The sequence below is a fragment of the Winogradskyella forsetii genome (genome assembly GCF_013394595.1).
GTDB classification, from domain to species: Bacteria; Bacteroidota; Bacteroidia; order Flavobacteriales; family Flavobacteriaceae; genus Winogradskyella; species Winogradskyella forsetii.
Map to the genome: position 1 here is coordinate 2395287 of NZ_CP053348.1, position 23966 is coordinate 2419252.

Consider the following 23966-nt stretch of genomic DNA (forward strand, 5'->3'; position numbering starts at 1 on the left):
ATGCTTCAAATCAAAGATCTTGCTGTTGTAATTTTAAACTGGAATGGGAAAGCACTGCTCGAGCAATTTCTACCTTCTGTTTTAAAATATTCAGAAGACGCTGTGATTTATGTTGCAGACAATGCTTCGAATGACGATTCTGTTGCTTTTGTATCCAAACATTTTCCGACAGTGCAACTCATTCAAAATATTGAAAATGGTGGTTATGCCAAAGGTTATAACGATGCGCTTAAACATGTTGAAGAACCCCTACTCTGTTTGCTAAATAGTGATATTGAAGTCACCGAAAATTGGCTTCAACCTATTATTTCCGAATTTAACACCGATATAACTACAGCCATCATTCAGCCTAAAATTTTAGATTACAAGAATAAAACCCATTTCGAGTACGCTGGCGCAGCTGGTGGTTTTATAGATAAATTGGGCTATCCGTATTGCAGAGGACGCATTTTCGATACCATTGAAAAAGACCAAGATCAATACAACGATATCAGAACTATTTTTTGGGCTTCTGGTGCTTGTCTGTTTATAAGAAATGCTGTTTTTAAGGATTTAAATGGTTTCGATGAATCTTATTTTGCGCATATGGAGGAGATTGACCTCTGTTGGCGAGCATTCAACAAAAATTATAAAACGACCTATGTTGGTACGTCAACCATCTATCATGTTGGTGGCGCAACGTTGAGTAATGCCAATCCCAAAAAAACGTATCTTAATTTTAGAAACAGTCTGTTTACATTATTAAAGAGTACGGATTCAAACGTCATTTTTAGAATTTTGTCTCGAATGTTACTCGATGGTGTTGCGGGCTTTCGGTTTTTATTTCAGCTAAAACCCGCATTTCTTTTTGCCATTCTTAAAGCCCATGGCTCTTTTTATTATAATTTACCACGTCTTTTACAACAACGCAAACAACTGCCAAAACGTTCAGGTTACTATGAAACGGATTCTATTGTATGGTCTTATTTTATAAAAAATGAGAAAACATTTTAATTGTTTATAAAACTGTTAAAATTTTTGTTAATCGTTGTCTAGTGCTCTATTCTTTTACATAATTTTGCTATGTTAAACTCAACAATTTAAACTAAAACTCTATTATGAAAAAATTAATGTTATTAGGTGTATGCTCAATGTTATTTTTGGGATCTTGCGTATCCAAAAAAGAACACGCTGCGCTTCAAACTAAATATCAAGAAACCCAAGATTTATTGAATAGTGCAACCGTAAAATTGAACAGTTGTTTATCTGACAAGGCAGCTTCGATGGCTCGTGTTGAAACCATGAAAGAGCAATTAGATGATTTGCGAAGAAGTAATGAAGCTTTGATTAAAAACTCGCAAGATATGACCGAGCTTACGAGTCAAGGCGCTAAAAATATAGAGGCATCTTTAGAGAGTCTTAAGGAAAGCAACTTGAAAATATCGCGATTACAAGATGCATTAACACGTAAAGACAGTGTAACCTTAGCGATCGTTACAAGTCTTAAAAAAGCAGTAGGTATTAACGATCCTGATATTAATATCAATGTTGAAAAAGGCGTGGTGTTTATTTCTATTGCAGATAAATTATTATTTGAGAGTGGCAACTACAATGTCACCAATAAAGCAAAAGAGGTGCTGGGCAAAGTAGCGAAAGTAATCAATAGCAAGCCAGATTTTGAAGCTATGGTTGAGTCGCATACCGATAATGTGCCATATAACAAACCACCATTAATTGATAACTGGGATTTAAGTGTAAAACGTGCTACATCTGTAGTTAGGGTTTTAGAAAGCTTAGAAGTAAACCCTCAGCAATTAATCGCTGCTGGTCGTAGTTACTATGTTCCATTAGTAGAAAACGATACTGCTGAAAATAGAGCAAAAAACAGACGTACACGTATTATAGTAATGCCGAAAATTGACCAGTTCTACCAAATGGTTGAAGATGAAATGAAAAATCTGTCTGAAGGGAAATAAGCCTTTTAGATGTTATCATAAGAAAAACCCAATGCAAAGTGCATTGGGTTTTTTGGTTATATAAACGGTTTTTTTTACGATATGATAGGTTGCACGTGCAAGCAGCAACTAATTTAGCAAATAAAATCCGCGAGTCCCTATTGCTATCGGGATTCGTAAGAAGGCAAGAACCAAGCAATAAATTATATACGGGTTATAAAACGTTTTTATTGATTTATAAATTTCAACATACTCCAAATCATTGAAATAAATCCAATAATTCCTGCAAGAAATAAAATTGCCATAAACAGTAATCCCAATCCTGTTAAACCCCCAACAATTTTTTTAATTTTTTTCAATTGCGATTATTCAAATTCCAATTTTGTCCATAACCTGGATTTAACAACTTTCTTTTTATACTTTGCTGGTCGAACTTTAATTTGTTTTGTTGCTTGCTTTATTATCATATCAATTTCATCTGATTGAGGATATGACTTAACTTTAAGGTCTATTATTTCCGCTTTTTCAGTTACAGTTAGATAAACATAAACGTTACCTTTAAATTCCGTTTCAGAATTCAGTTTTTCGCTTATCAGTCCATTTAGATTTTTTTCCGCACAAGCAATTTGTTCTTTTTCCGAAATTCCGCTTTCACAATTATTTTCAAATGGCAATTCCGTCAGAATTGCATAATGATAAATTCCCTCTTTTTTCTGTTTGAAAGGTTTTAGTTTATATCCTTTTTCAGCCGAATCGTCTGCGTCTAAAAAATGTCCTTTAGGAATTTGTCCAATCGCAAACATTGGAATCAGAATTAAAATTGTCAGAAAGTTTAATTTGTATTTCTTCATTTTGTTGGTTTGGTAAATGTTTTAAAACGTTTGGGCTATGAGTAGTTGCGTGGGTTAACAATTAACTTTGCAAGTACACACAAAGCTGAAAATCCGTGAGGATTTTCAAAAGTAGGCGAGAACAAGCAATTACTTATAGCCAATGTTGTGCTTTCGTTATTTTTTTTGTAATTCAATTGTAATCTTTTCTATGAGTTCAAGAATACTATTTTCAACTCTTTTTCCACGGGATTGAATTGTGCCATTTTCGAAAGCAATGGCATTTAGTAGCTTAATGAATTTTGAATCTTTTTTTAATTTTTGGTAATCCTCCTTACTGATGTCAAAATAAAATCCATAGTAAGCTGAGGGGTTATTTATATCATAATTCATTGAAAAGTATTCTAATAGTTGTGTTTCGCTATGTAAGGCGTGAAATCTTCCGCGTTCATCCTCATAAGTTTTATAATAAGGGTATAATATATCATATTGATATGAAATAGAATTTCTCAAACTGTCATTTTTGATTATTCCCACACTACGTGATTGCAATAAATTATATGCACTATTTATGGGGTTAAAATGTGGCGTAACTCTTAGAATAGCTGAACTTACCGATAAAGAATCGGTTGGTTCGTCAAGAGTAAGTAAATGACTTTTAACATTTAAACAGGCCATATTAATGTCAACCATTAACTCTAAATCTTCTCTAATTTCTGTTAGGTCTGTTTGGAGGTTATTTCGAATTTCTTTTAGAATTTTGACTTCAAAATCATTTGCTTTCCTTTGCTCATTCAGGTTGTTAACCTGAAGTGCAATTAAAATTCCAATAACCACAAGAACAATTTCTCCAATTGCATAAAGAAGATATTTACTGAATTTATTTTCAGTTAGCATTTTCTGCCTAATTTTTCTAAAGAATTTTATCATTAGTTAGCGGTTTCTGATAATGAAGCACAACAATCTAATGTATTATTTCGTTGCGTGTTTAAGCACTAAAGTTAGTAAATAAATTACAGACCTGCCTGTCGGCAGGCAGGCAGGTAGAAAATCCGCGAGTCCCGATAGCTATCGGGATTCGTAAGTAGGCTATAACTAGCAATGACACGAGCGCAGCGAACTGGCGAAGCAATTATATACGGAGTTGTAACACGTTTTTTATTTATAAAGCTCTAAATATCATTAGAATTCCACCTAATATTAAAATCAGAATTCCGATATATTGACTTGGTTGTGTTGATAATTGACCATAAGATCCATCTTTTTTGTATTTCCTTGTTTTAGAGATTTGATAATTTAACCAAAGTATTCCAAGTATCATTAAACAAGTTCCAATAAGAATATTTATCCAATCCATAGTTCAGTTCAAAAGCTTGTTTTCTCATCCCGAACGTCTATCCACAAAGAATATGCGCCAAGTAAAATTCCAAATGGAATACAAATGGCAAATAATCTATAATATTCATTATATGTTATGGCTTCAGAAACAAAGATATAAGTCAAAAAAATCGAAGCGAGAAATCCGAATATCGCAAACATTCCAATCATCATTCCTCCAATGCTTTTATTGAAATCGTTATGGCTCCGCATCCGTTTGGTTCCTTTATAAATTCCAGCAAAGAAATAATATAGCATATGATATCCAACATTAATTGCTAACAGAGCAAAGAGTCTTTCAGTAAGTTCACTTTCTCGAGAAAAAATCAAATAGAAGATACTTAAAATCAAGTTCAAGTATCCTATTAGTTTGTGATATTTTTTAATTTCAGATTTGGTCATTAAATTCTGACTAACGTCAAATTAAGTTGTTGATTATTAATTAATTATATTTTTTTAAATTTAAGCATTTCCATTCACTTTTTTGCTGACCTTCTTCTGTCGTTAGCTCAAGAAATTAATAGGTTTTTTCTTGTGTGGGGAATGTGGCACAAGGTTTTTGTATAAAAAAAGTTGTGGGTTTATGTGCGAGGATTTTCCGCAGGAAAATCAGACGTAATAAATTTGCAACGACCTTTGGTTAAGCCCTAATTTGAGCAATTATTTTTATACATTGTTAGCTTTAGTTTTTTTGTTTTTCATTTACTCGTTTTCTAATATTCATAATGCTTGGAATAATCAGAAGTAATTGTAAAACTATTACAAATCCAATGAGAGCAATTAAAATAATCCAAATATTTTCCAATTCTACATTTTCAAAATAATTCAAAATTACCAAGACTATTGGAATAAAAAGAAAAGTATAGAAATTTGGAATTGGGATTATTTTCAAATCATTTTCAGTTTTAAAAATAAATTTAGGAGAATAATAGTCCGCATAATTTCCGGGAAAATATTTCACGTAATATTTGAATTCAGATTTATATTTAGTTGTTATTGAAGAACCGTTTTCAAACATAACTTTTCTTTTCCGTTCTATTTCAGTCGGGATAAAATGTTTTAAAAATAGCTGTTTGTCTATGTCGTTCATTCAAATTAAAGCTAACGTTCTAATATATGACTTCGTTGCGTGTTTAAGCACTAAAGTTAGCAAATAAATCACAGACCTGCCTGCCAGCAGGCAGGTAGAAAGTCCGCGAGTCCCGATAACTATCGGGATTCGCAAGTAGGCTATAACTAGCAATGACACGAGCGCAGCGAACTGGCGAAGCAATTACACGCATTGTTAGCATTTCGTTTTTATTTATTCGTGTTATTATAGAACTCCGCTTGATTCCATTTATATTCAGTTGTTCCATTTCCTTGACCGAGAATTGCTGAAAAGCTTATAATATCTCCAGTTCCGACTTTTACGTTCTTTACCTTAAGATTATTAAATCCAATAAATTGCACTTGCAAATCATATTCAGATGCAGGAATCGTAAATTGAAATTCACCTTTCGAGTCAGATGTAGTTCCGATTAAAGAGTCAGTTTTTAAGTCTCTTACCCAAATATTCGTAAAAGCAAAATTATCGGTCAGAGTATCATTTTTATTAATTGACTTTGCATAAATTTTTCCAGAAATACTGGCAAGAGTTGTGTCGGCAATTCCGATTCTTTTCAGTTCAATTATTTTGCTTTCTAATGTTATCAAATTCATATCTGAACCAAGTCCGCACACTACATAATTTTTTTTCGCACAGCTTATTAGTCCGATTAAAATTCCTAATGTTAAAATGATAGTTCTGATTTTCATAAATGAATGCCAACGTTTGGTATATGGAAAGTTGCGTGTTTGCGTGCGAGGATTTTCCGAAGGAAAATCAGAAGCTAGCAAATAAGCAACTAACTTTGGTTTAGCTAAAACTAGCAATTTTTTTTATACGGTGTTGTGCTTTCGTTATTTTATATTCAGTTCTTGATTAATCATTTCAGTCAATGATTTTGCTTTATTTTTTAATTCTTGAGTGATATTTATTCCTAATGATTTTCTTGAGATATTATTTCTTAAATTGTTTCTACCTAAATTAGATTCTATCTTTTTTATTAATGCTATTTTTCTTGCCTCCTCGTTTTCTAAAAAAGGAAGTGTAGGATGTTTACTTTGACCCAAAATAGGATTGATTTCATAGTCATCTGTAACAAACCAAAAATCATCATCATTTATTGAACGTTTTTCATCATAGTCTATATATAAATTGAACCTGTAAAGGTCTTCTGAATAATAGTTGTTGATAGCATCATTTAATTCTTTAGAACCTAATTGATTCGCCAGTCCCGAATTTTTTAACTTTTGGTATGTTTGGTCAGAAATTTTATAATCGTTGAAATAACTTGTTATTGATAAAACAATGGAATCGATTGGAAGAGTTTGATAATTTTTATTCTCAAAAACCTTTGAATTGTTTTCTATTTGCTCATTTAAGTTTTTAATGATTACATCAAATCGTTTTGTGTCATAATTCAAATCCAACATTATACCTTTTAAGTAAGTATTGATTATTGCATTTTCCTTTCTTTTTTCATTCCAATTATTTATTTGAAGTGCGATGAGAATTCCAAGAACTACGAGAACTATTTCTCCGACAGCATATTTTAAATACTTTCCAGTTTTGCCTTTTGAAAGTAAATCTTGTCTAATTTTTCTAAAGAATTTTATCATTGGTTAGCGGTTTGTCATAATGAAGCATAACGTGTTTGTGTATGATTTCGTTGCGTGTTTAAGCACTAAAGTTAGCAAATAAATCACAGACCTGCCTGTCGGCAGGCAGGTAGAAAGTCCGCGAGTCCCGATAGCTATCGGGATTCGTAAGTAAGCTTTAACTAGCAATGACACGAGCGCAGCGAACTGGCGAAGCCATATACATTATTGTGCTTTCGTTATTTTTAATTCGTGTTTAAACCTATTACTATTTCATTAATTAATTCTGATGATATTTTTTTCATTTCCTGATATTTAGCTAATATCCTTTTTTTTCTGTAATAATCGAGCAATATTTGGTTACGTCCTTTTGGTTCTGTTATTAGTTTTATTAAATTTTGTCTATTAGTAATCGAATCCTGAAATTTGGGGAACTCATCATTCTCATCAATAATAAATTCATATTCATTTTGAAAATTTGACCAATACCTTCCTTCATAGCCAGTAGCTTCTTTTTCCCAATTAATATATTCGCTAAACGTTTTTAATTCTATTGTGTAATAATTGTATATTTTTTTGGAAAGTTCATCATTTTCAGAAAGTTTAGATATTCCCAAATTTGTAACCTTCGTAAAGGTGGTATTGTTTATTTCATAGAGTGCATAAGTTGCACTAATTAATACTGACAGACTATCTGTATTTATTTTTTCATATGAAGATAGCGATAGCAATTTTTTCTTTTCAGCAATGAATTCTTTGTAAAAATCAATTCGTAAATCAAACTCAAGTGTGTCAGAAACTAAATCTTCTTTAATGTTTTTTAAGAAATTTGTTGTTTGGTTATCGGCTAAACGCTGATTATTCCAATTATTAATCCATAAGGCAATTAAAATTCCGATAACCACAAGTACAATTTCTCCAATTGCATAAAGAAGATATTTACTGAATTTATTTTCAGTTAGCATTTTCTGCCTAATTTTTCTAAAGAATATTATCATTAGTTTGGAATGTCTAGTTTAGCTGGGACGAATTTTTACGGTCATAAATTATATATTTGAATTATGGCAAAAAGATATGACAATGAATTAAAGGTTACAATAGTAGAACTATTGCAATCAGGAATGAAAGCAAAACAAATAAGTGAGGATTATGGTGTTGCTACCAGCCTTATAAGTCGCTGGAAAAAGGATTACGAGGCTAAATCTGGAGACTTTTCCAAGAAAAGAGAACTTACTATGGAAGAGCAAGAACTTAAATCGTTACGTAAAGAATTACGAGATGTAAAAATGGAGCGTGATATCTTAAAAAAGGCAGTAAGCATCTTTTCCAAGAGCGACCACTAAAATATCAATTCATTTTATCAAATGAATCAGATTTTGTGGTTGAGAAGATGTGTAAATGTATGCATGTCAGTAAAAACGCATATTACAATTGGCGTAAGAATAGGGATTTAGTAAGGACTAAAGACTCTGTAATATTACTAAAGGAAAGGATTAGAGCTATTTTTGAAGATAGTAAAGAGATTTATGGAAGCTGTAGAATACAGAAAATGTTAGAACGAGAAAACTTGAATTATTGCCGTTCCTATATTGCAATATTGATGAAAGAAATGGGGTTAAAAAGTGTTTTAAAAAGAAAGTTTGTAAATACAACAGATTCCAAGCATAACTTTCCATTGGCTAAAAATGAGCTAGATAGAGAATTTTCAAGTTCAACAATAGGAGAAAAATGGGTGTCTGACATCACTTACATTAGAGTAAATGACAACTGGAATTATCTAACAACTATTATAGATTTAGCAGACAGAAAGGTTGTAGGATGGGCGTTAAGCGAAGATATGACTGTACAGAATACGGTGTTAAAAGCTTGGATTCATGCCAGAAGAAATCGAACTATTTCAAATAATTTCATATTTCATTCCGATAGAGGCGTTCAGTATGCAGCCAATACAATGACAAGTATTTTTTCTTTCAATAGCAATATAACACAATCCATGAGTAGAAAAGGGAACTGTTGGGATAATGCAGTAGCAGAAAGCTTTTTTAAGACCATTAAGCACGAATGGCTATATCGGTTTAAGTTTACGTCATACTTACAGTTATTTGACAAAATAAGCCAGTACATTACTTGGTATAATACTAAAAGAATTCATTCAAGCTTAGATTACTTAACACCACTTGAAATGGAACTTAAATTAAAACGAATTATTAACAATGCGGCCTAAAAAATTAGTCCCATTTTTATTAGGTAGTCCAGTTAGCGGTTTCTGATAATGAAGCACAACTTTTTGCATATGCTTGTGGCGGTTTCAAAGTACTTTCCTGTTCTCCGAAACCTAAGCTGGCTACGAAGCGAAAACCTTGCTGGTAACTGTTCGCCCGCCATAAGCTATATGCGCTGTTGTAGCACGTTTTTTAATTATTCATCATTTAATAGGTAAACATTTTCTATTCCCATAGAGCGTTTTAACGACTTTGCTGTGACATACATTTCGTTAGCCTCTGTTTTGACCAAAGCTAATGGACTTCCTGATTTGTATCCTTCAACGCAAGTCAGGAGCAAGTAATCCGATTCTCCTGGTACAATGGTTAACATATACTCATAGTAATCATCATCTTTACGTTTTACATTGAGTCCAATTCCATATTGTCTGAATCTGGTTCCTCGATAAAACTCTCTGCTATCGTCAATTTCTATAATTGGTTGCTTCTTCATTTCTTAATCAGGAATCCACCCTTTTTCAAATCGTTCAAGTATTTTTTTTAGTTCATTACTTCTGTCATTGCCTTTCAGGTCACTACAGATTATTGAAATGTTGTCCAAGTCTGCTGTCTCTGGCAAACAAGTCGCAAAAAAACACTGCCAAAATGTATCTGCAAGAGTCTCGCCATTATGCCAAGTAGTCACTACTGAAATCGGTTCGTGATTTTCAACAACTTCCATTTGAGTCATAGTTTCATCAAATAGGTCGTGAAGTTTTTCTCCAAACTTTCCATGTCCTTTAAATTCCAAAATTCCGTTATCAATTGAGTGTCGAACGAGTTTTTCAAATTTCTGGTCATTTGGATCAATGTCTGAGGCTGCAAGACATAACCAATCTTTTTTCGGCAATTGGTCAAGCTGAAATTGGTCATAGTCGAACCAAAATACTTGTCGAGTTTGATATGTTCCAATGGGTTTCATTTTAATGTACTACAATGGTCTAGTGTATAGCTAGTTACGTGTTTAAGCACTAAAGTTAGCAAATAAAACACAAACCTGCCTGCTGGCAGGCAGGTAGAAAGTTCGCAAGTCCCGAAAGCTACCTGCTTTCGTAAGTAGGCTTTAACTAGCAATGACACGAGCGCAGCGAACTGGCGAAGCAATTAAACACATTGTTGGCAGTAGTTATTTTTCCTCAGCGTAGTATTCCAGTTGCTCTCCGCCAAAACATTCATTAATTCCAGTTAAGTAGCCTTGTTTAAAAAGTAAATGAGCAATCATTACTTGTTCTTTTTCATTCTCCGCAAAATAGCTCCATTCGTTTTTATTCGAAATACTATTCACAATAGAGTCAAAATTTATTCGGTCAGAATATTTTAGAAGTTCCGATTGAGAGTATTCAATTCTATTCAGAAATTTATGCTTTTCATTGTTTTCCACTTTAAAAGTTCGGCTTTTATTCCGTTTTAGTTTTCGGACGGCTTTAAATTCATTCTCTATGTCAAAATTCCATTCGTCCATCATAGTCGATACTAATTCAAATCCTGTTAGACAAATTTCAGTAGATTTTTCATTTGATTTATCTTGGATGTTTACTACTAAATAATTTTGATAAGTGCTGCCATAATTGTCAAGAGCTTTACAGTAATTTTCATAAATCAGATTGTCATTTCCAAAGTCAGAATATGATACCAATGAGAGTGATAATATGATAATCAGCAGTTTCTTCATAATTACTTACAACGTGATGGTGTATGATTTCGTTGCGTTGTTTAACGCACTAAAGTTAGCAAATAAATCACAGACCTGCCTACCGGCAGGCAGGTAGAAAGTCCGCGAGTCCCGATAGCTATCGGCATTCTTAAGTAGGCTTGTATCAAGCAATTAATTTTATACGGTGTTGTAATGCGTTTTTATCTTTTTAGTAATTCGAATGTTCCTTTCCTCAACTTTTTATTCAGATTAAAAGTTAAAGAAACTCTGTGGTTACTTACATTTCTTAAGTTCTCATCTTTTAATACAATTCCATATCCATATGTTAAATTTACCCATCCACCAAGACTCAATCCTAATTCAGGTAGAATTCGAAATTCGGAATTGCCATTTTGAAAATAATTGACAGCAGAAAGTCTTAAAGTATAAAGCATAGGTGATATTTCATATCCAATTTTAGGTGCTATTGTATAGTTTTCGTTATTCCTAAAATTTGATTCAAATCCTAGCCTAAATCCACTAATTCCGACAATAGGGATTTTAGAATTTAAATCTACAGTTACTTTTCCAATCATAATATTTACATCGGCAAATAAATTCCCTTGCAAAATAAGACCAGGCGAAATAGCAAAATCAGTTTTAGTTTCTGTTTGGTTTTCCACTTTTTGAGAATAGCAGAGAAATGAGCTTAAAATCAAAAAAAATAAAGTAACCTTTTTAATCATTGTTCAATTTTTACTCAAATGCATTACAACGGATTTGTATAAGATTAGTTGCGTGGTTTAAGCACCTAATTTAGCAAATAATCACTAGATAGGAAATCCGAGAGGATTTTCGTAAGTAGGCGAGAACTAGCCATTGATTTTATACGGTGTTGTACGCCGTAGTTTATTTCCAAAATTTCCACCATTCTTTTTCATTCGGCTGTTCAATTCCTTTTCCTTGTTCAACTAATTTTTTTGCAAGTTCAAAGTCCCAACCAATTTCAGCTCGTTTGTGTGGTCCTTCGTGCCACGAGTCATAAGTGACAGTATTTCCAAAAGATTCTATCAGTTGAACAAGCGATTCTGTTCCACCGAAAGGCATTCCACCAGGATTGTAATATAAAATTCCTTTTTCATCTGATGTTTCAATTTTAGTCAATTCGTAATCTCCTTGAAAAATCACATAAATCATTGAATCTAAACTCCAGTTGTCTGCCGCATTAAACATTGGATGTTTTAATCTTATTTCTGGTTCTGTCAATTTCCAGAGTTCATCATAAATCTTGCGCTGTTCAGAATTTGGTTTGAGTTCGATTTTATTGAACCATTTTTCTGCGTCTGAATCTAAATATTCAATCCAGTCTTCAATTTCGCTCGAAGGTTCAGTTCCTGTCTCAAAGTATTTTTCTTTTTCTTCTTTTAGTTTAAGATAAAGAGTTTTCAATTTTTCATTCCGATTAGCATCTCCGATTTTATATTCTATGTAGAAATTCTGTTCTTGCATTTTGTCTTCTATGGCGTACAACGTGTTTGTGTATGGTTAGTTGCGTGGTTCAGCAACTAAGTTAGCAAACATTTACGAACCCGTGAATATTCCGCAGGAATATTCGCAAGTAGAGACTAATACAGCAATTAATTATACACGGCTTAAGTTAGCATTTTATTAAATTAGACAAATAAACAGAAAAGACAAAAGAGAGGAATAAGGTTAGTATACACACAGAAGCTGAAGACTTCGTCAATCCCGATGCTTCGGGATTAATCCCCTCTCTTTTCTACACAGATTTCGAACAGTTCCCCGCCTGAACGGACGGGCAGGTGTGAGGCTTTTAGACCTCGATTTTAAGTCGTTGAAACTCGGGTAGATTGTCCTTTCATAAAAACATTTTCTTATGAATAAAGATATTAAATATTTTGGTATTGACATTAGCCATTTGGTTTTTGATGTTACGGATTCTGACGGTAATTACTATCAGTTTACAAACAACGTTTCAGGCTTTAGAAAGTTTATAAAACTCTTAGACTCCAATAGTCATTGTGTGATGGAAGCTACGGGTTATTATCATTACCAGTTGGCCTACTATTTGTTTGAGAACGGCAAAAAAGTATCGGTAGAGAACCCCTTGTCTGTAAAACGATTTATTCAAATGGGACTATCCAAGATTAAGACAGATAAGAGCGATTCAAAACTTATTTGCGCTTACGCTGGTCAAGTAGAATTAACGCTTTGGAAAGGTAGTTCTAAGCAGGTTCAGGAGTGTCTTCAAATTACCAGAACCCTTTCAGTATATACAAAGCAGAGAACTATGATAAAGAACAAACTGCATGGGGAATCTGTTTTGGGTGAGCCTAGTAAAGCTGTTGTTAAGTCCTTAAAACGTAGCTTAAAACAGTTAGATAAAGAGATGAAAACATTAGAAGATCAGTTATTGATTATAGTAAAAGAATCACATCAAGATCTGTTTTCGCGTATAAAAACCATACCAGGGATTGGAAGAAAAACAGCCATTATGTTAATCGTGCTAACAGGTGGTTTTGAGCGTTTTTCGAGTGCAGGGGAATTATGTAGTTATGCAGGTTTAACACCAGTAATCAGACAAAGTGGAAGTAGTGTAAAAGGCCGACCGCGAATCAGTAAAATGGGCAATCAAAAACTACGGAATTTATTATTTATGTGCAGTTTTACCGCATGCAAATATAACAAAGCCTGCAGGGATATTTATGAAAGAATAGTTGCAAAGGGAAAGAGCAAAAAACTAGCGTTGATAGCAGTGTGCAATAAGCTCTTGAAACAGGCTTTTGCTATAGCTAAATCAGGATTAATATTTGATCAAGAATATAAAAGTACGCTAGTGAAAAATTAAAGAGATTTTACTTGTTTTTTAGCACAGTACTTTGTTGTAGCCAGTTTTTATCTGTCCCAACCATCTATTAGATATTCTATTTCTGTTAGTTTTTCTGCTTTTCCGTTCTTGTAAGGTTTAAACCATAATTCAAATCTAGTCGGATAATATTTGTCAAAAGTTCCCTCAAAAATTACAGTACTAGCATTGAAGAAGTGATATTCATTATCAATTTGACTTATTCGTTTTTTTGTTCTTTCAGGAAGTCTTTTTTCCATTAGTTCGACATCTTGAGTCAATTCATACGCTCTTACATATAATTCTCCTTTTTGTTCTGCTTTGTGCCAGAAATAAAAATTGTAACCACTATAACCAGAGCCAGTTATAAGTAACTTTTCCGATTCAGGATTTGTGCTTTTCAGAGAGTCAATTTCTTTCTGAGGATTTCCCTCATTAGGTTTAGTCAAATGTTTTAAATTATCAGGAATTTCTATGTTATAGAATTTCGCATCTTGATAACTATAATAGAAAATTGTTCCGAAAAAAATTAGAATTGCGGTAATAATTAATATCCCGAATGTAATTAAAACTGTCTTAACGATTTTCATTTTCAAATTGGCTACAACGGTCTCGGCTCGTATGTTTACATTTTAAACTTTATTGATTATAAATATAGTATTTTTCTATTTATTAATAAGAGCTAAAATAGAAGGGACAGAGAGGTCTCGGCTAGATACATAATGTGATATCGTTTCATAGAAATCCCGCCCTTCTATAGTTCTCTTAGAATCTGAACAGTACCTAGATCCAATTTATAGAGATCGAATCAAATGCGAGCAAAGATGATAAGGAGAACTTTAGCTATAAAACCAATTATGATGGATACAATATTAAAACAATGTTTGGGTATCGATGTTTCAAAATCAAGTTTGAGCCTGAGCTTGGGTTCTTTGACCAATGATTTAAGCAAGGCATTCGAGAGCCATTTAGATGTGGGCAATGACCTTAAGGGCTTTAAGGCTATAGTTAAATGGTTGGAGAGATCACTTGATGCCTGTGTTAATTTCATAATAGTTATGGAAGCTACAGGAGTATATCACCAGCACGTGGCACATTACCTATATGAACATGGGTATGATGTCAGTATTATGCAATCGGGTCGTGTCAAGCGCTATGCACAAAGCCTGGACTAACGTTCGAAGACAGATGCCTTGGATAGTAGAATGCTGAGCATGCTTGGTCTAGAGCGGACTCTTCGCTTATGGACTCCACCCAGTTTAGAGTTACGTGAACTAAAGGCATTGAGCAGGGAACGTAGTTCGTTGTTGAAGGACAGAACGGTAGAGAAGAATCGTCAGGGAGCACTTTTGTCAAGTTTTAATGAGAATGCTAAAGCCTCAAAAAGACATAAGGCCAGGCTTAAACTATTAAATCTCCAGATAGCATCCATAGAACAAGAAATGCGCATTTTAATATCGGAAGATCAGACCTTAAAAAGGAAACTCGGTTTTTTGGAGAGTATACCTGGTATTTCATTTATATCTGCAGCCACTATTGTTGGTGAGACCTTAGGGTTTGAATCGGTAACCAACGGAAAACAGCTGGCAAGTTATGCAGGCTATGATGTTGTGTTAAGAGAGTCTGGCAATTTTAAAGGAAAAACAAGGATTAGCAAAAAAGGGAATAGCTACATCAGGGCAGCTCTGCACATGCCATCGATGACCTGTGTGCGTTGTAATCCGACATTGAAAGCATTCTATAACAGATTAAAACCAAATAAAGCAAAGCCATTGGTAGCACTGGTGGCTGTACAGAGAAAACTGCTCATATTAATGTTTACCTTGTGGCAGAATGAAGAGAATTATGATGCCGAATTTGAAAATAAAAAGCAGCAAAAGCATGAAGCCCTTGCTGCTCAGGATAACAATTTGATAAATCAATTTGCTTCCTAAAATTTTAAAGAAAAAACTTGTTTTATAACACAGTACCTATGAGTAGTTGCGTGGGTTAGCGGTTAACTTAGCAAGTACACACCAAACTGAAAATCCGCGAGGATTTTCAGAAGTAGGCGAGAACAAGCAATTACTTATAGCCATTGTTGGCAAACGTTTTTATTTCTTTTATAAAGTCTTCGGTAATACGCATTAACTTATTCAAATCTTTTTCTTTGATTGGGCTATTTTGTATTTGATGTCCGTGCACAATATGATTTCTTATTTCAGATATTTTGTTCAACCATTCATAATCAAGTCGTCCAATTATACCGTAACTGTACAACTGTTTTATATTAACTGCTGGATTTAACTTTCTATCTATATTCGGTTGCTCCGCTTTCAAAATTGCTCTTGATGAAGCCTCAAACAAAGACCAAGCATATAAAAAGTGAGGTTCTAAAAAATCTTTATCTATAGAATTAGATAATTTATCAATTTTATTTTCAAGTTCAGAAAGAGTAAATTCTTCATATTTTTTATTTCTGAAACTATTATTCGGTCTTGGATTTGTTATTACTAATTCAAACTTCCAATTCTCAATTGAATTGATTTTTGCAGATAGTTCCTTTAAATATTCAGAATTTTTGATTGTCTCACTTGTCTTTACTTCAACAACTACATTCAAATCTCCTTTTTTAAGTACAAGGTCAGGGTGATAATTTCTTAAAAAATCCGGCAGTAAATTTCTATTAGGCTCAATTAAGACTTCAAATCCTTTTTCTTCGTATTCACGAGCAAGTTCCTTGATTTTCCTTTGTTCTCTAGGTATGTTATTTGTTTTTTCCATTAGTCAAGTTCTTGATTGTGTTGAAATTCCTCAACCTTTATATGTAAAAAATCAACTCCGTTTAAGAAGCCTTCAATAATTACAGGTGAAGCACCTTTAATTTTATATGCACCGTTTATGTTCCGTTTTCTAGCCGAAGTTTCTATTACTTGGTCGTCATCTACATAAACAACACCAACTAATGCATCTTGCATTGGTTTTATAATGTTGTCGGCATCTGGACTATCTCCTTCATAGTAATAGGTTACCTTGAAAGTTACTTGGTCATTTATTGGAACTGCACCATTAACCAACGCATTTGTGGCAGCAGCATTTACTTTTGCTTTCCAAGCTTGTAATCGTGCTCTATTTTTCGTCTGAAGGGAAACAGGTGGTCCTTCAACTATAAATTCAAATGGTAGCATTAATTTTCATATTATCTCGTTCTTTTCAAATGTTTGCCAACTGTCTTGTGTATGAAACGTAGCGTATAAATAAACGCTAACTTTTCGGATTTAGCACGAGCCAAATTTTTTATTTTTATGCTTAATTTTCTTTTATAAATATAACCAAATAAAAAATTTGGCGTACTTTGTAAATATACAAAAACCTCTCGGAAAGCCTATATTAGCTATGTTTTATACACGTTGTTAGCCACTGGCTTTATTCCGTAAACTTGCTAGCGTTGGCGTGAAAGCTCTTTTAAATTTGTGAGGAACGAGTAAACTTTAAATGTGCTTGAACTTGCGTTGGCTATTTACGCCATTTTATTCAGTTTCTTGTCAATCACAAATACTCCAACCATACAAAATTGTGAATATTTTCCGTTATTCAAAGCTATTAGTTTTGCTTTTTCAGATTCTAAAAATTTTTTATTTAAGGCTACAGTTCCTTTTCTTTTTCCCTCTATTCTAATTCTATTTTGTACTTCTTCATAAACTACTCGTCTGTTGTCCGCTAAGTTTTTTACGTTTAAGTTTAAAACATCTTCAAGCTCTATATTAATTGTTTCGTCAGAGGAGTAAATTTCTCCGTTGGGTTTATATTTTATCAAGTCTTCAATATTCCTAGCTTGGTTACAAGGCGAACAAGTTAAGCTTTGATTTCCTTTTTTGGTATCACAAGTTTGTAGTCGCTTTGGTGAACCTTCATTTCCTAAACAAGCTAAAAGCATATTTCCGTAATTTAATTCCTCTTGCGAATGCTTGTCTTGACACAAAAAATGTTCAATTTTAGAACCTGGTGTTTTTCCAGATTCAGGTATACGTTTCATACAATAACAACAAATATGTCCTTGTTCGGCTAATAATGAGTCTCTTGTATCATCTTTAGAGAGATTTTCATAAAAAGCAGGTTTATTTGCTCTATGTTGAGTTAATGATACGGGTTCATTTCCTTTGGTTATAGCTTTCATTCGTCTTCTTTTAAATAACTAATTTGAATTTCAGCTCTTTTAAGTTCTGGGTCATCTTTACCAATGAGTTCTTGTAAGTCTTTTAAAGAACTTTCAGCATCTTCAATTTCTTCTTCTGCAATGAGAGTGTATAAATCACTTATTTTATCTCTAACAAGCTTATTTCGTTCTTCAACTCCCATTAAATCATATAAAATAGAGTTTATCTCTCGTCCATAATATTTTGGTGTATTTTCTATCAAGTCGCCATCTTCAATAATTTTTACAAAATTGAGTTCTGATTGTGCATTACTAAGTAATTGTGGAGAATGAGTTGCTATCACAAATGAGTTCTCAGAATCGTAGCTTGAATCTATTGTGTTTTCTATATCAGTTATAAACTGGCGTTGCCATTTTGGGTGTAAATAAGTATCGGGTTCATCAAAAAGGAAAAGGGAATTTTTCTCTGAAAGTAATTCGGTTAATCCTTTAATAATTATTGCTTGTTGCTCACCTTCACTTAGTACTCCAAATGTTTTATATTCTTCTCCTTCTTTTTTCAAAGAAAAAGAAATGTCTTTAAGCATACCGTCTGCAAATAAGATATTTAGAATTTCAAATAGTTTTTTTTCTTCTATTAAGTGATTACGAATTTCGAATAGTCTTTGTTGAGAAATAATTGTAATGTTAATGGCTTCATCTTGCCAAGACTCAATTACAATATTCCCAATTTCTTTTGATTTATCAGGATTGTCTAAATCATCAGCAGACGCAGAGTTTTCATTTAAGTAATCTAAAAAGTTTCTTACTTCTCCTTCTGCTCCCCAAAAGTTTTGAATAGTATCTTTTGCCCATTCAGGTTTTTGTAATCTTATTTGAATACTTTGAACTCCGTTAATTTTAGCTTTAGTTCTTAGAAAATCAGGAATATCTCCATATTCAAAAGAGAGTAAACTGGTTAAGATAATGTCAAAATGTTCAGGTTGAAAATAGAAAAAATCTCTATCAGCTAAAGTGTTATTTTTTCTATATGCACTTGAAATTATTTCATTATGTGGCTTAACCAATTCTTGCATAATTTCGGATAAGCCAGAGTAATAAATAACAATATTGTCTGGCAAGTAAGAATAGGCAGTTTTACCTGCTACGAAAGCCATCTTGTCTTTTTCAAGTATATCAATCTTGCTAAAAGTTTTTCCATCCTTGTCAAACGTCTCAATCTGAATGGTATCACCTTTTTTATTTGCTGATAATTTTGCTGATAAATAAGTAGTGTGGAGCTCAGAAGTAGTACTTGTTTCCTCTATCATTTTTTCGTGACGAACAGAATACTCTAGTTGAAAACCAAATTTGGCTTTTTCATTGAGATAAACGCTACTAAATATTTGTGCAATAGCCTCCAAAATTGTAGATTTTCCAGAACCATTTGTTCCAATTAAAACTGAAATGTATTTTTTGAAATCATAAGGAAATTCGATTGTGAAATCATTTAATATTTTATAGTCGTTTATGTATAATTTTTTCAGTTGCATAATTATACTGGTTTAAATATTTCATTTTCAAATTCTGTAATAGATAGATTTCTATTTTTTTCGGATTGTGTTTTTAAATCTTTAATTTTATTTTTTAAATTTAAAATGTGGTTTGTTATTTCTTTTTGTTTGTCAATAGGCGGTATTGGTACTTTATAATTAGAGATAATTCCGGCATTTAAATTTGGTTGAGCACTACCGTAAGCTAATTTTTTAAAACTATCTTTTTGAATTTGTAAATATTCCCATAGAAAATCAGTTAAAACTACATCATTATCAATATTAAAAAGGACTGCACAGGCTTGATTAGTACTCGCCGAAACACCAAGTTTAGCAGTTTTTCCAATTGTTGCTCCATACATAGCAATTATTAGACTATCTTTTTCATATAATTTTGCACTACTATTATTTAGACCTTCAATAGTTATTTTTTCTTCTGAATCATAAATTATTTCATTTTCTAATTCACCAGTTTTAACCCAAGGAATATCACCATTGGAATAATACTCCTTTCTACTTCTAAGAGGGGTTCCACCACTACTTATTTGGGAAATTTCATTGATTTTGTATTCGTCAAATAGTGTGCTTTTGTTTGATATATCTTCAATGAAGTCTATTCCCCATTTTTCTAATTGACTTAATGACACTAAATGCAGCCCTTTTATATTTATTTTATCCACAGCCTTTTTTATTCCTAAAGCTTCAAAAAGATAATTTTCAATTTCAATTTCTAATTGTATTGCTTTATTTATTTGTTTTTCAGATAAAGCAATTCTTTTGTTATATTGATTAATGATTTTTTCTTGTTCTTTTAAACGAGGAAGTGGAATTAAATACTCCAAAACGTGCGAAGGTCTTATGGCGGCATAGTTCGTACTTCCTGTAGCTTTTACTTGTTTCGAAAAACCCTCACACTTTGTGAGAATAGACAAATATTCCGGGTTTAATTTGTCTTCATCAATGTCGAATAGAAAATAATGGCTACTAACTATGGCATTAATTAACTCTTTCGGTACAATTCCATAACCACCAACTTTTGCATCTATTTCAGCAACAAGAAAATCATCTTCTTTACACAGGTATTGTTTTTTCGTTTTTATTTCTTTCCCTAATACTTCATCGCGGAGTACAATTCCTTGTCCTCTGACTTTAACTCTACACCTTTTGTAAAGTTTTGTGTCGTCAATTTTGATTGAATCTTTTCTCTGTGTTAATACATCAGATAACTCTACTAAAGGGTAGTTAGAATATATTTCTGATTTATTATTAAAGGAGTAGTAATCCCAAAACTTCAAGATTTTGAAGTTTGAAAACTTCAAATATTTATGATTTTTCACATTACTTACCATAAAATATTACCTTTTCTGTATTCTTGAAACTCTTTAGCTAAAGGTTCTAGTTCGTTGTCAATTTCTGCACCAGTTGAGCTTATCCCAGCCTTTTCGACTTCTGCAATAGGAATTTGATAGTCAAAGTCAGTTTTAATTTTGGCTTTTATCTCAGACTCTATTTTTAATTTAGTTTGTTTCAAAAATGATTTAAATGACTTTTTTTCTTCATTTACCTTAGTATTTGCTTTTTGCACAGATTCTTCCAGTTTAGAATATTCAGAGGCATTTATTTTTATATTTCCTTTTTTTTGCCCTTTAAGATTATTAATATCTTTTAAGTCTTTAACCAATTTTTTATAATTTTCATCTGCTAAAATCGATTTTTCTTTTTCTTTTTTAATTAAAGGGTTATATTTTTCATTGATTTTATTAATAGCCTTTTCTTCAATCTCTTTATACTCTTTGAGTTCTTTTACTGTGAATTTTTTAAAGAATAATAGACTTGGCTTTACATTAGCTCCACTTGCAATAAAAACATCTTGGGGAATAGAAGTTATTAAAATAATTTTGGCTCTTCCTTCTACAAATTCTCTTGTTTTTTGAAGGTTTGTATTATTTAAAACACCCTCAGGTAAAACTATTCCCATTCGTCCACCAGGTTTTAATAAATTCAAGCATCTTTCAATAAAAAGCACTTCTGTTAACGTACTCCATTTACCAACCTCAAATAAATCAAGAATTGGTTTCCCTTTGCTTTTATCTTTTTTATTAATATAATTTGCCCATTCTTTTAAAGGTTCAACAACTTTTTCTTCATAATTGTGATATCTAACTTTGTATTTTTCTAATTTATCTACTGAGGGTAAGTCTAATTCAGTTACTTTAAGTGATTTTTCTACCCTAGCACCAAAAGGCGGGTTTGTAAGGATTACATCAAAACGTTCATCAAAAATCCCATTTACATTTAACAACCCATCATTATGGTGAACACCTCCGTGTCCATCTCCGTGCATAATCATATTCATTTTAGCTGTTCTTGCCATTCTTGGATTTGCATCAGTTCCATAGATGCTATAATGAGAAAGCTTATGATATCTGCTTTCTTCATTGCTAATAACAAGTTCTTGGTTTATCTTGTCAATTCTAACTTGTACTAATTTGATAATTTTTTCTTGTTCTCTCACTGAGAGTTTATCAAAATTTTCATTATAATACTCTTGTTTTAATGATTTAATTTGATTGTTTATTTCAGAATCTATTTTATCTCTTATATGTTCAAAAGCACTAATTAAGAATCCGCCACTACCACAGCAAGGGTCGCAAATAGTCTCGCCTTCTTGAGGGTCGAGAATATCAATCATAAAATCAACAATCGTTCGTGGTGTGAAAAATTGTCCTAATTCTCCTCTAAAAGTTTTTCCCAAGAATTGTTCAAAAGCTATTCCTTTTACATCATCAGAAGTATCGGAAAGGTTGAACATTTCAAGTTCTTCAACTATCATTTCAAAGCTATTTTTCTTTATTTTGATTATATCTTTAAGCTCAAAAAGACCATCAGTTTCAAATTCCTTTTTTGTCTTATTGAAAAGAAATTGCATATAATCTTGGTCAGAGTTAGGATATTCCTTCTTTATGCTAGGACGAATAATTTTTTCATAATTTATTTCGTCAGCTTTAAACCTGTCTTTTGAAAAAATCATTTCCTCTGTAGAACTTCGTTCATACATTATTTTCATAAACAAGATTTTACTGATTTCATCAAATGCGGCCTCAGGAGATAATTTATCGTTGTTTCTTATAATGTTATGACTTCTTGTTAATAATTTAGTAAACTCCTCTCTTGTGAATCGTTTGTTTTCATTTACATATTTTACAATTTTACTATTATCAGAAAGAATATCTGCTTTGGGAATTTCTGTTAATTTCTCAATCTTTTTTGTAGAAATTTCATTTTTAATATGAAAAATCTTAGTTTCCTTTAGATTTACTGCAATGAAAAAATTAGCATTAATTGTCGAAGCAAAATTATAGCCAATTGAATAGTCAGATTCCTTAATCTTAATGTGCTCAGCTTTGCATTCAACTGTGATAATTATAGAGGGAATGATATTTTTATCCTTGTCTAATTTATTTCGCCAAATTGCAATATCTGCTTCATATCTTTTTTTTATTTTTATATCTTGACCAAGTTGACTTAATGAGTAACCATATATATTAATAAGACGACAGATGAACTTTTGTTTTAACTCTTCTTCTGCTGAATGAGAAACCCATTTGTCTAACAAAGGAGCATATATTTTATTCTTTTCTTTGTCTATTTGAAGTTCTAGTTTCATTTTTCGTCCAGAGTTGAATTAATTAATTCTTTCACATCAATACCAAACAAATTGGCAATTTCTAAAAGTGTATCTAAAGAAGGTTGTACCTCATTAGTACACCATCTAGATACAGTTGTTCCGTTTTTATTCAGCTTTTCGGCTAACCATTTGTTGGTTTTTCCGTGTTCAGCTAAAACGACTTTCAATCTATTAATTGCTTTTTTATTCATAATTATTAGCATCTAATGCAAATATATCAACTTTTAAGGGATAATCAATATTCGGAAGTAGTTGGTGGGAAAAGGCAAGCTCTTTTTATTTTTTAAGGCACGAAAAAAATGAAATGTGCTTGACTGCGCGTTGGCTTTTCAGCTTGTGGCTAACGTGATTGTGTATGATTTCGTTGCGTGTTTAAGCACTAAATTTAGCAAATAAATCACAAATAGAAAGTCCGCGAGGACTTTCGTAAATTGGCTAAAGCCAGCAATTAATTTTATACGGTGTTGTGCGTTCGTTTTTTGTCAGTCCGATGAATTGCTTTATTCTTTTAATTACGTAGTAACCTTCCACATAACGCCAAATTTGTCAATGCAATTACCATAATAAGATTCCCAAAATGTAACGTGCATAGGCAATGTTTTTTGTCCACCTTTGGAAAGTTCGTTATATAGCTTGTCAGCTTCATCTTTACCATCTGTATGAATTATAAGACCGAAGTTGCTATATCCTTTTGACTTTTCATATCCTTCAGTATAGTCAGCTCCATTCAAACTTGTTTCTTCACTAATATCCAAAGTGACGTGCATTATTTTATTTTCGTCAGTTTCTTGGAAAATATGTTTGTCTTGTTTTGGAACATCTTTATAGCGTCCAATGTATGAGACCTTCTTTCCAAAAACTCCTTCATAAAAATTGAAGGCTTCTTCACAATTACCATTAAAATAAAGGTATGGATTCATTCTTGCCATAGAGCTTATTTTAGATTATTATTTAATTTTTCTATCATTGCGTAAATGACGCACAACGTTGTTGTATAAGATTAGTTGCGTGTTTTAAGCACTAAAATT

The 23966-nt window shown here is 32.3% G+C and carries 26 protein-coding genes and 1 pseudogene; 6 read left to right on the forward strand and 21 right to left on the reverse strand.

The window, feature by feature from the left end:
* On the forward strand, nucleotides 1-993 hold the full coding sequence (locus HM987_RS10315) for a glycosyltransferase family 2 protein (protein ID WP_179007795.1): 993 nt from the start codon (nucleotides 1-3) through the stop codon (nucleotides 991-993).
* 104 nt (nucleotides 994-1097) lie between these two features.
* Nucleotides 1098-1955 carry an OmpA/MotB family protein gene (locus HM987_RS10320; RefSeq protein WP_179007797.1) on the forward strand — a complete coding sequence of 286 codons (858 nt, stop codon included), beginning with the start codon at nucleotides 1098-1100 and terminating at the stop codon, nucleotides 1953-1955.
* Between the two features lie 344 nt (nucleotides 1956-2299).
* On the opposite strand, the gene HM987_RS10325 is transcribed toward HM987_RS10320, so the two are convergent.
* The 7 genes from HM987_RS10325 to HM987_RS10355 form a co-directional block, all read right to left on the reverse strand.
* A complete protein-coding gene (locus tag HM987_RS10325) occupies nucleotides 2300-2785 on the reverse strand; it encodes a hypothetical protein (RefSeq protein ID WP_179007799.1) in 486 nt (161 codons plus the stop codon).
* Between the two features lie 156 nt (nucleotides 2786-2941).
* Complete coding sequence (locus HM987_RS10330) at nucleotides 2942-3694, reverse strand: DUF6090 family protein (protein ID WP_179007801.1); 753 nt, start codon at nucleotides 3692-3694, stop codon at nucleotides 2942-2944.
* 435 nt (nucleotides 3695-4129) lie between these two features.
* Nucleotides 4130-4543 carry a hypothetical protein gene (locus tag HM987_RS10335; protein ID WP_179007803.1) on the reverse strand — a complete coding sequence of 138 codons (414 nt, stop codon included), beginning with the start codon at nucleotides 4541-4543 and terminating at the stop codon, nucleotides 4130-4132.
* A gap of 280 nt (nucleotides 4544-4823) precedes the next feature.
* The gene (locus HM987_RS10340; protein WP_179007805.1) at nucleotides 4824-5231 is read right to left on the reverse strand and encodes a hypothetical protein; all 408 of its coding nucleotides are present in this window, start codon (nucleotides 5229-5231) and stop codon (nucleotides 4824-4826) included.
* A 209-nt stretch (nucleotides 5232-5440) separates the two neighbouring features.
* On the reverse strand, nucleotides 5441-5938 hold the full coding sequence (locus HM987_RS10345; protein WP_179007807.1) for a carboxypeptidase-like regulatory domain-containing protein: 498 nt from the start codon (nucleotides 5936-5938) through the stop codon (nucleotides 5441-5443).
* Nucleotides 5939-6082: 144 nt separating this feature from the next.
* The gene (locus HM987_RS10350) at nucleotides 6083-6844 is read right to left on the reverse strand and encodes a DUF6090 family protein (protein ID WP_179007809.1); all 762 of its coding nucleotides are present in this window, start codon (nucleotides 6842-6844) and stop codon (nucleotides 6083-6085) included.
* 224 nt (nucleotides 6845-7068) lie between these two features.
* Entirely contained in the window at nucleotides 7069-7821 is a 753-nt protein-coding gene (locus HM987_RS10355) for a DUF6090 family protein (protein WP_179004099.1), read from the reverse strand.
* Nucleotides 7822-7884: 63 nt separating this feature from the next.
* Here HM987_RS10355 and HM987_RS10360 point away from each other — a divergent pair.
* Nucleotides 7885-9047 (forward strand): IS3 family transposase gene (locus HM987_RS10360; protein WP_179005723.1). Its coding sequence is split into 2 segments (ribosomal slippage): nucleotides 7885-8122 and nucleotides 8122-9047, totalling 1164 coding nucleotides; the frame shifts between segments, so codons are not numbered across the junction.
* A gap of 194 nt (nucleotides 9048-9241) precedes the next feature.
* On the opposite strand, the gene HM987_RS10365 is transcribed toward HM987_RS10360, so the two are convergent.
* From HM987_RS10365 to HM987_RS10385, 5 genes are all read right to left on the reverse strand, one after another.
* Nucleotides 9242-9538 (reverse strand): hypothetical protein, encoded by a 297-nt coding sequence (locus HM987_RS10365; RefSeq protein ID WP_179007811.1) that lies wholly within the window; start codon nucleotides 9536-9538, stop codon nucleotides 9242-9244.
* Nucleotides 9539-9541: 3 nt separating this feature from the next.
* The gene (locus HM987_RS10370) at nucleotides 9542-10006 is read right to left on the reverse strand and encodes a DUF7684 family protein (protein ID WP_179007813.1); all 465 of its coding nucleotides are present in this window, start codon (nucleotides 10004-10006) and stop codon (nucleotides 9542-9544) included.
* Between the two features lie 204 nt (nucleotides 10007-10210).
* Nucleotides 10211-10756, reverse strand: coding sequence for a hypothetical protein (locus HM987_RS10375; RefSeq protein ID WP_179007815.1), 546 nt, complete (start codon nucleotides 10754-10756; stop codon nucleotides 10211-10213).
* 182 nt (nucleotides 10757-10938) lie between these two features.
* Complete coding sequence (locus tag HM987_RS10380) at nucleotides 10939-11463, reverse strand: hypothetical protein (protein WP_179007817.1); 525 nt, start codon at nucleotides 11461-11463, stop codon at nucleotides 10939-10941.
* A 163-nt stretch (nucleotides 11464-11626) separates the two neighbouring features.
* The gene (locus HM987_RS10385; RefSeq protein ID WP_179007819.1) at nucleotides 11627-12247 is read right to left on the reverse strand and encodes a hypothetical protein; all 621 of its coding nucleotides are present in this window, start codon (nucleotides 12245-12247) and stop codon (nucleotides 11627-11629) included.
* A gap of 367 nt (nucleotides 12248-12614) precedes the next feature.
* On the opposite strand from HM987_RS10385, the gene HM987_RS10390 reads away from it, so the two are divergent.
* Nucleotides 12615-13586: an IS110 family RNA-guided transposase gene (locus tag HM987_RS10390; protein WP_179007821.1), complete on the forward strand. Its 972-nt coding sequence runs from the start codon at nucleotides 12615-12617 to the stop codon at nucleotides 13584-13586.
* A gap of 47 nt (nucleotides 13587-13633) precedes the next feature.
* Here the strand turns inward: HM987_RS10390 and HM987_RS10395 are convergent, their stop codons facing one another.
* Complete coding sequence (locus tag HM987_RS10395; protein WP_179007823.1) at nucleotides 13634-14173, reverse strand: hypothetical protein; 540 nt, start codon at nucleotides 14171-14173, stop codon at nucleotides 13634-13636.
* Between the two features lie 270 nt (nucleotides 14174-14443).
* Here HM987_RS10395 and HM987_RS10400 point away from each other — a divergent pair.
* A pseudogene (locus tag HM987_RS10400) lies at nucleotides 14444-14929 on the forward strand (IS110 family transposase); the annotation flags it as partial.
* 96 nt (nucleotides 14930-15025) lie between these two features.
* The gene (locus tag HM987_RS10405; protein WP_229724689.1) at nucleotides 15026-15517 is read left to right on the forward strand and encodes an IS110 family transposase; all 492 of its coding nucleotides are present in this window, start codon (nucleotides 15026-15028) and stop codon (nucleotides 15515-15517) included.
* Between the two features lie 130 nt (nucleotides 15518-15647).
* Here HM987_RS10405 and HM987_RS10410 read toward each other — a convergent pair whose 3' ends face one another.
* From HM987_RS10410 to HM987_RS10445, 8 genes are all read right to left on the reverse strand, one after another.
* Complete coding sequence (locus HM987_RS10410; RefSeq protein WP_179007829.1) at nucleotides 15648-16346, reverse strand: hypothetical protein; 699 nt, start codon at nucleotides 16344-16346, stop codon at nucleotides 15648-15650.
* A complete protein-coding gene (locus HM987_RS10415; RefSeq protein ID WP_179007831.1) occupies nucleotides 16346-16750 on the reverse strand; it encodes a RusA family crossover junction endodeoxyribonuclease in 405 nt (134 codons plus the stop codon). Before HM987_RS10415 ends, HM987_RS10410 begins: the two co-directional genes overlap by 1 nt.
* A 332-nt stretch (nucleotides 16751-17082) precedes the next feature.
* Nucleotides 17083-17739, reverse strand: coding sequence for an HNH endonuclease family protein (locus HM987_RS10420; RefSeq protein ID WP_179007833.1), 657 nt, complete (start codon nucleotides 17737-17739; stop codon nucleotides 17083-17085).
* Nucleotides 17736-19250: an AAA family ATPase gene (locus HM987_RS10425; protein WP_179007835.1), complete on the reverse strand. Its 1515-nt coding sequence runs from the start codon at nucleotides 19248-19250 to the stop codon at nucleotides 17736-17738. The genes HM987_RS10420 and HM987_RS10425 overlap by 4 nt, the downstream gene beginning before the upstream one ends.
* Before the next feature lie 2 nt (nucleotides 19251-19252).
* Entirely contained in the window at nucleotides 19253-20569 is a 1317-nt protein-coding gene (locus HM987_RS10430) for a restriction endonuclease subunit S (RefSeq protein WP_179007837.1), read from the reverse strand.
* A 23-nt stretch (nucleotides 20570-20592) separates the two neighbouring features.
* Nucleotides 20593-22917 (reverse strand): N-6 DNA methylase, encoded by a 2325-nt coding sequence (locus HM987_RS10435; RefSeq protein ID WP_179007839.1) that lies wholly within the window; start codon nucleotides 22915-22917, stop codon nucleotides 20593-20595.
* Complete coding sequence (locus tag HM987_RS10440; RefSeq protein WP_218645594.1) at nucleotides 22914-23129, reverse strand: helix-turn-helix transcriptional regulator; 216 nt, start codon at nucleotides 23127-23129, stop codon at nucleotides 22914-22916. Before HM987_RS10440 ends, HM987_RS10435 begins: the two co-directional genes overlap by 4 nt.
* A 321-nt stretch (nucleotides 23130-23450) precedes the next feature.
* On the reverse strand, nucleotides 23451-23867 hold the full coding sequence (locus HM987_RS10445; RefSeq protein ID WP_179007841.1) for a VOC family protein: 417 nt from the start codon (nucleotides 23865-23867) through the stop codon (nucleotides 23451-23453).
* Between the last annotated feature and the right edge of the window lie 99 nt (nucleotides 23868-23966).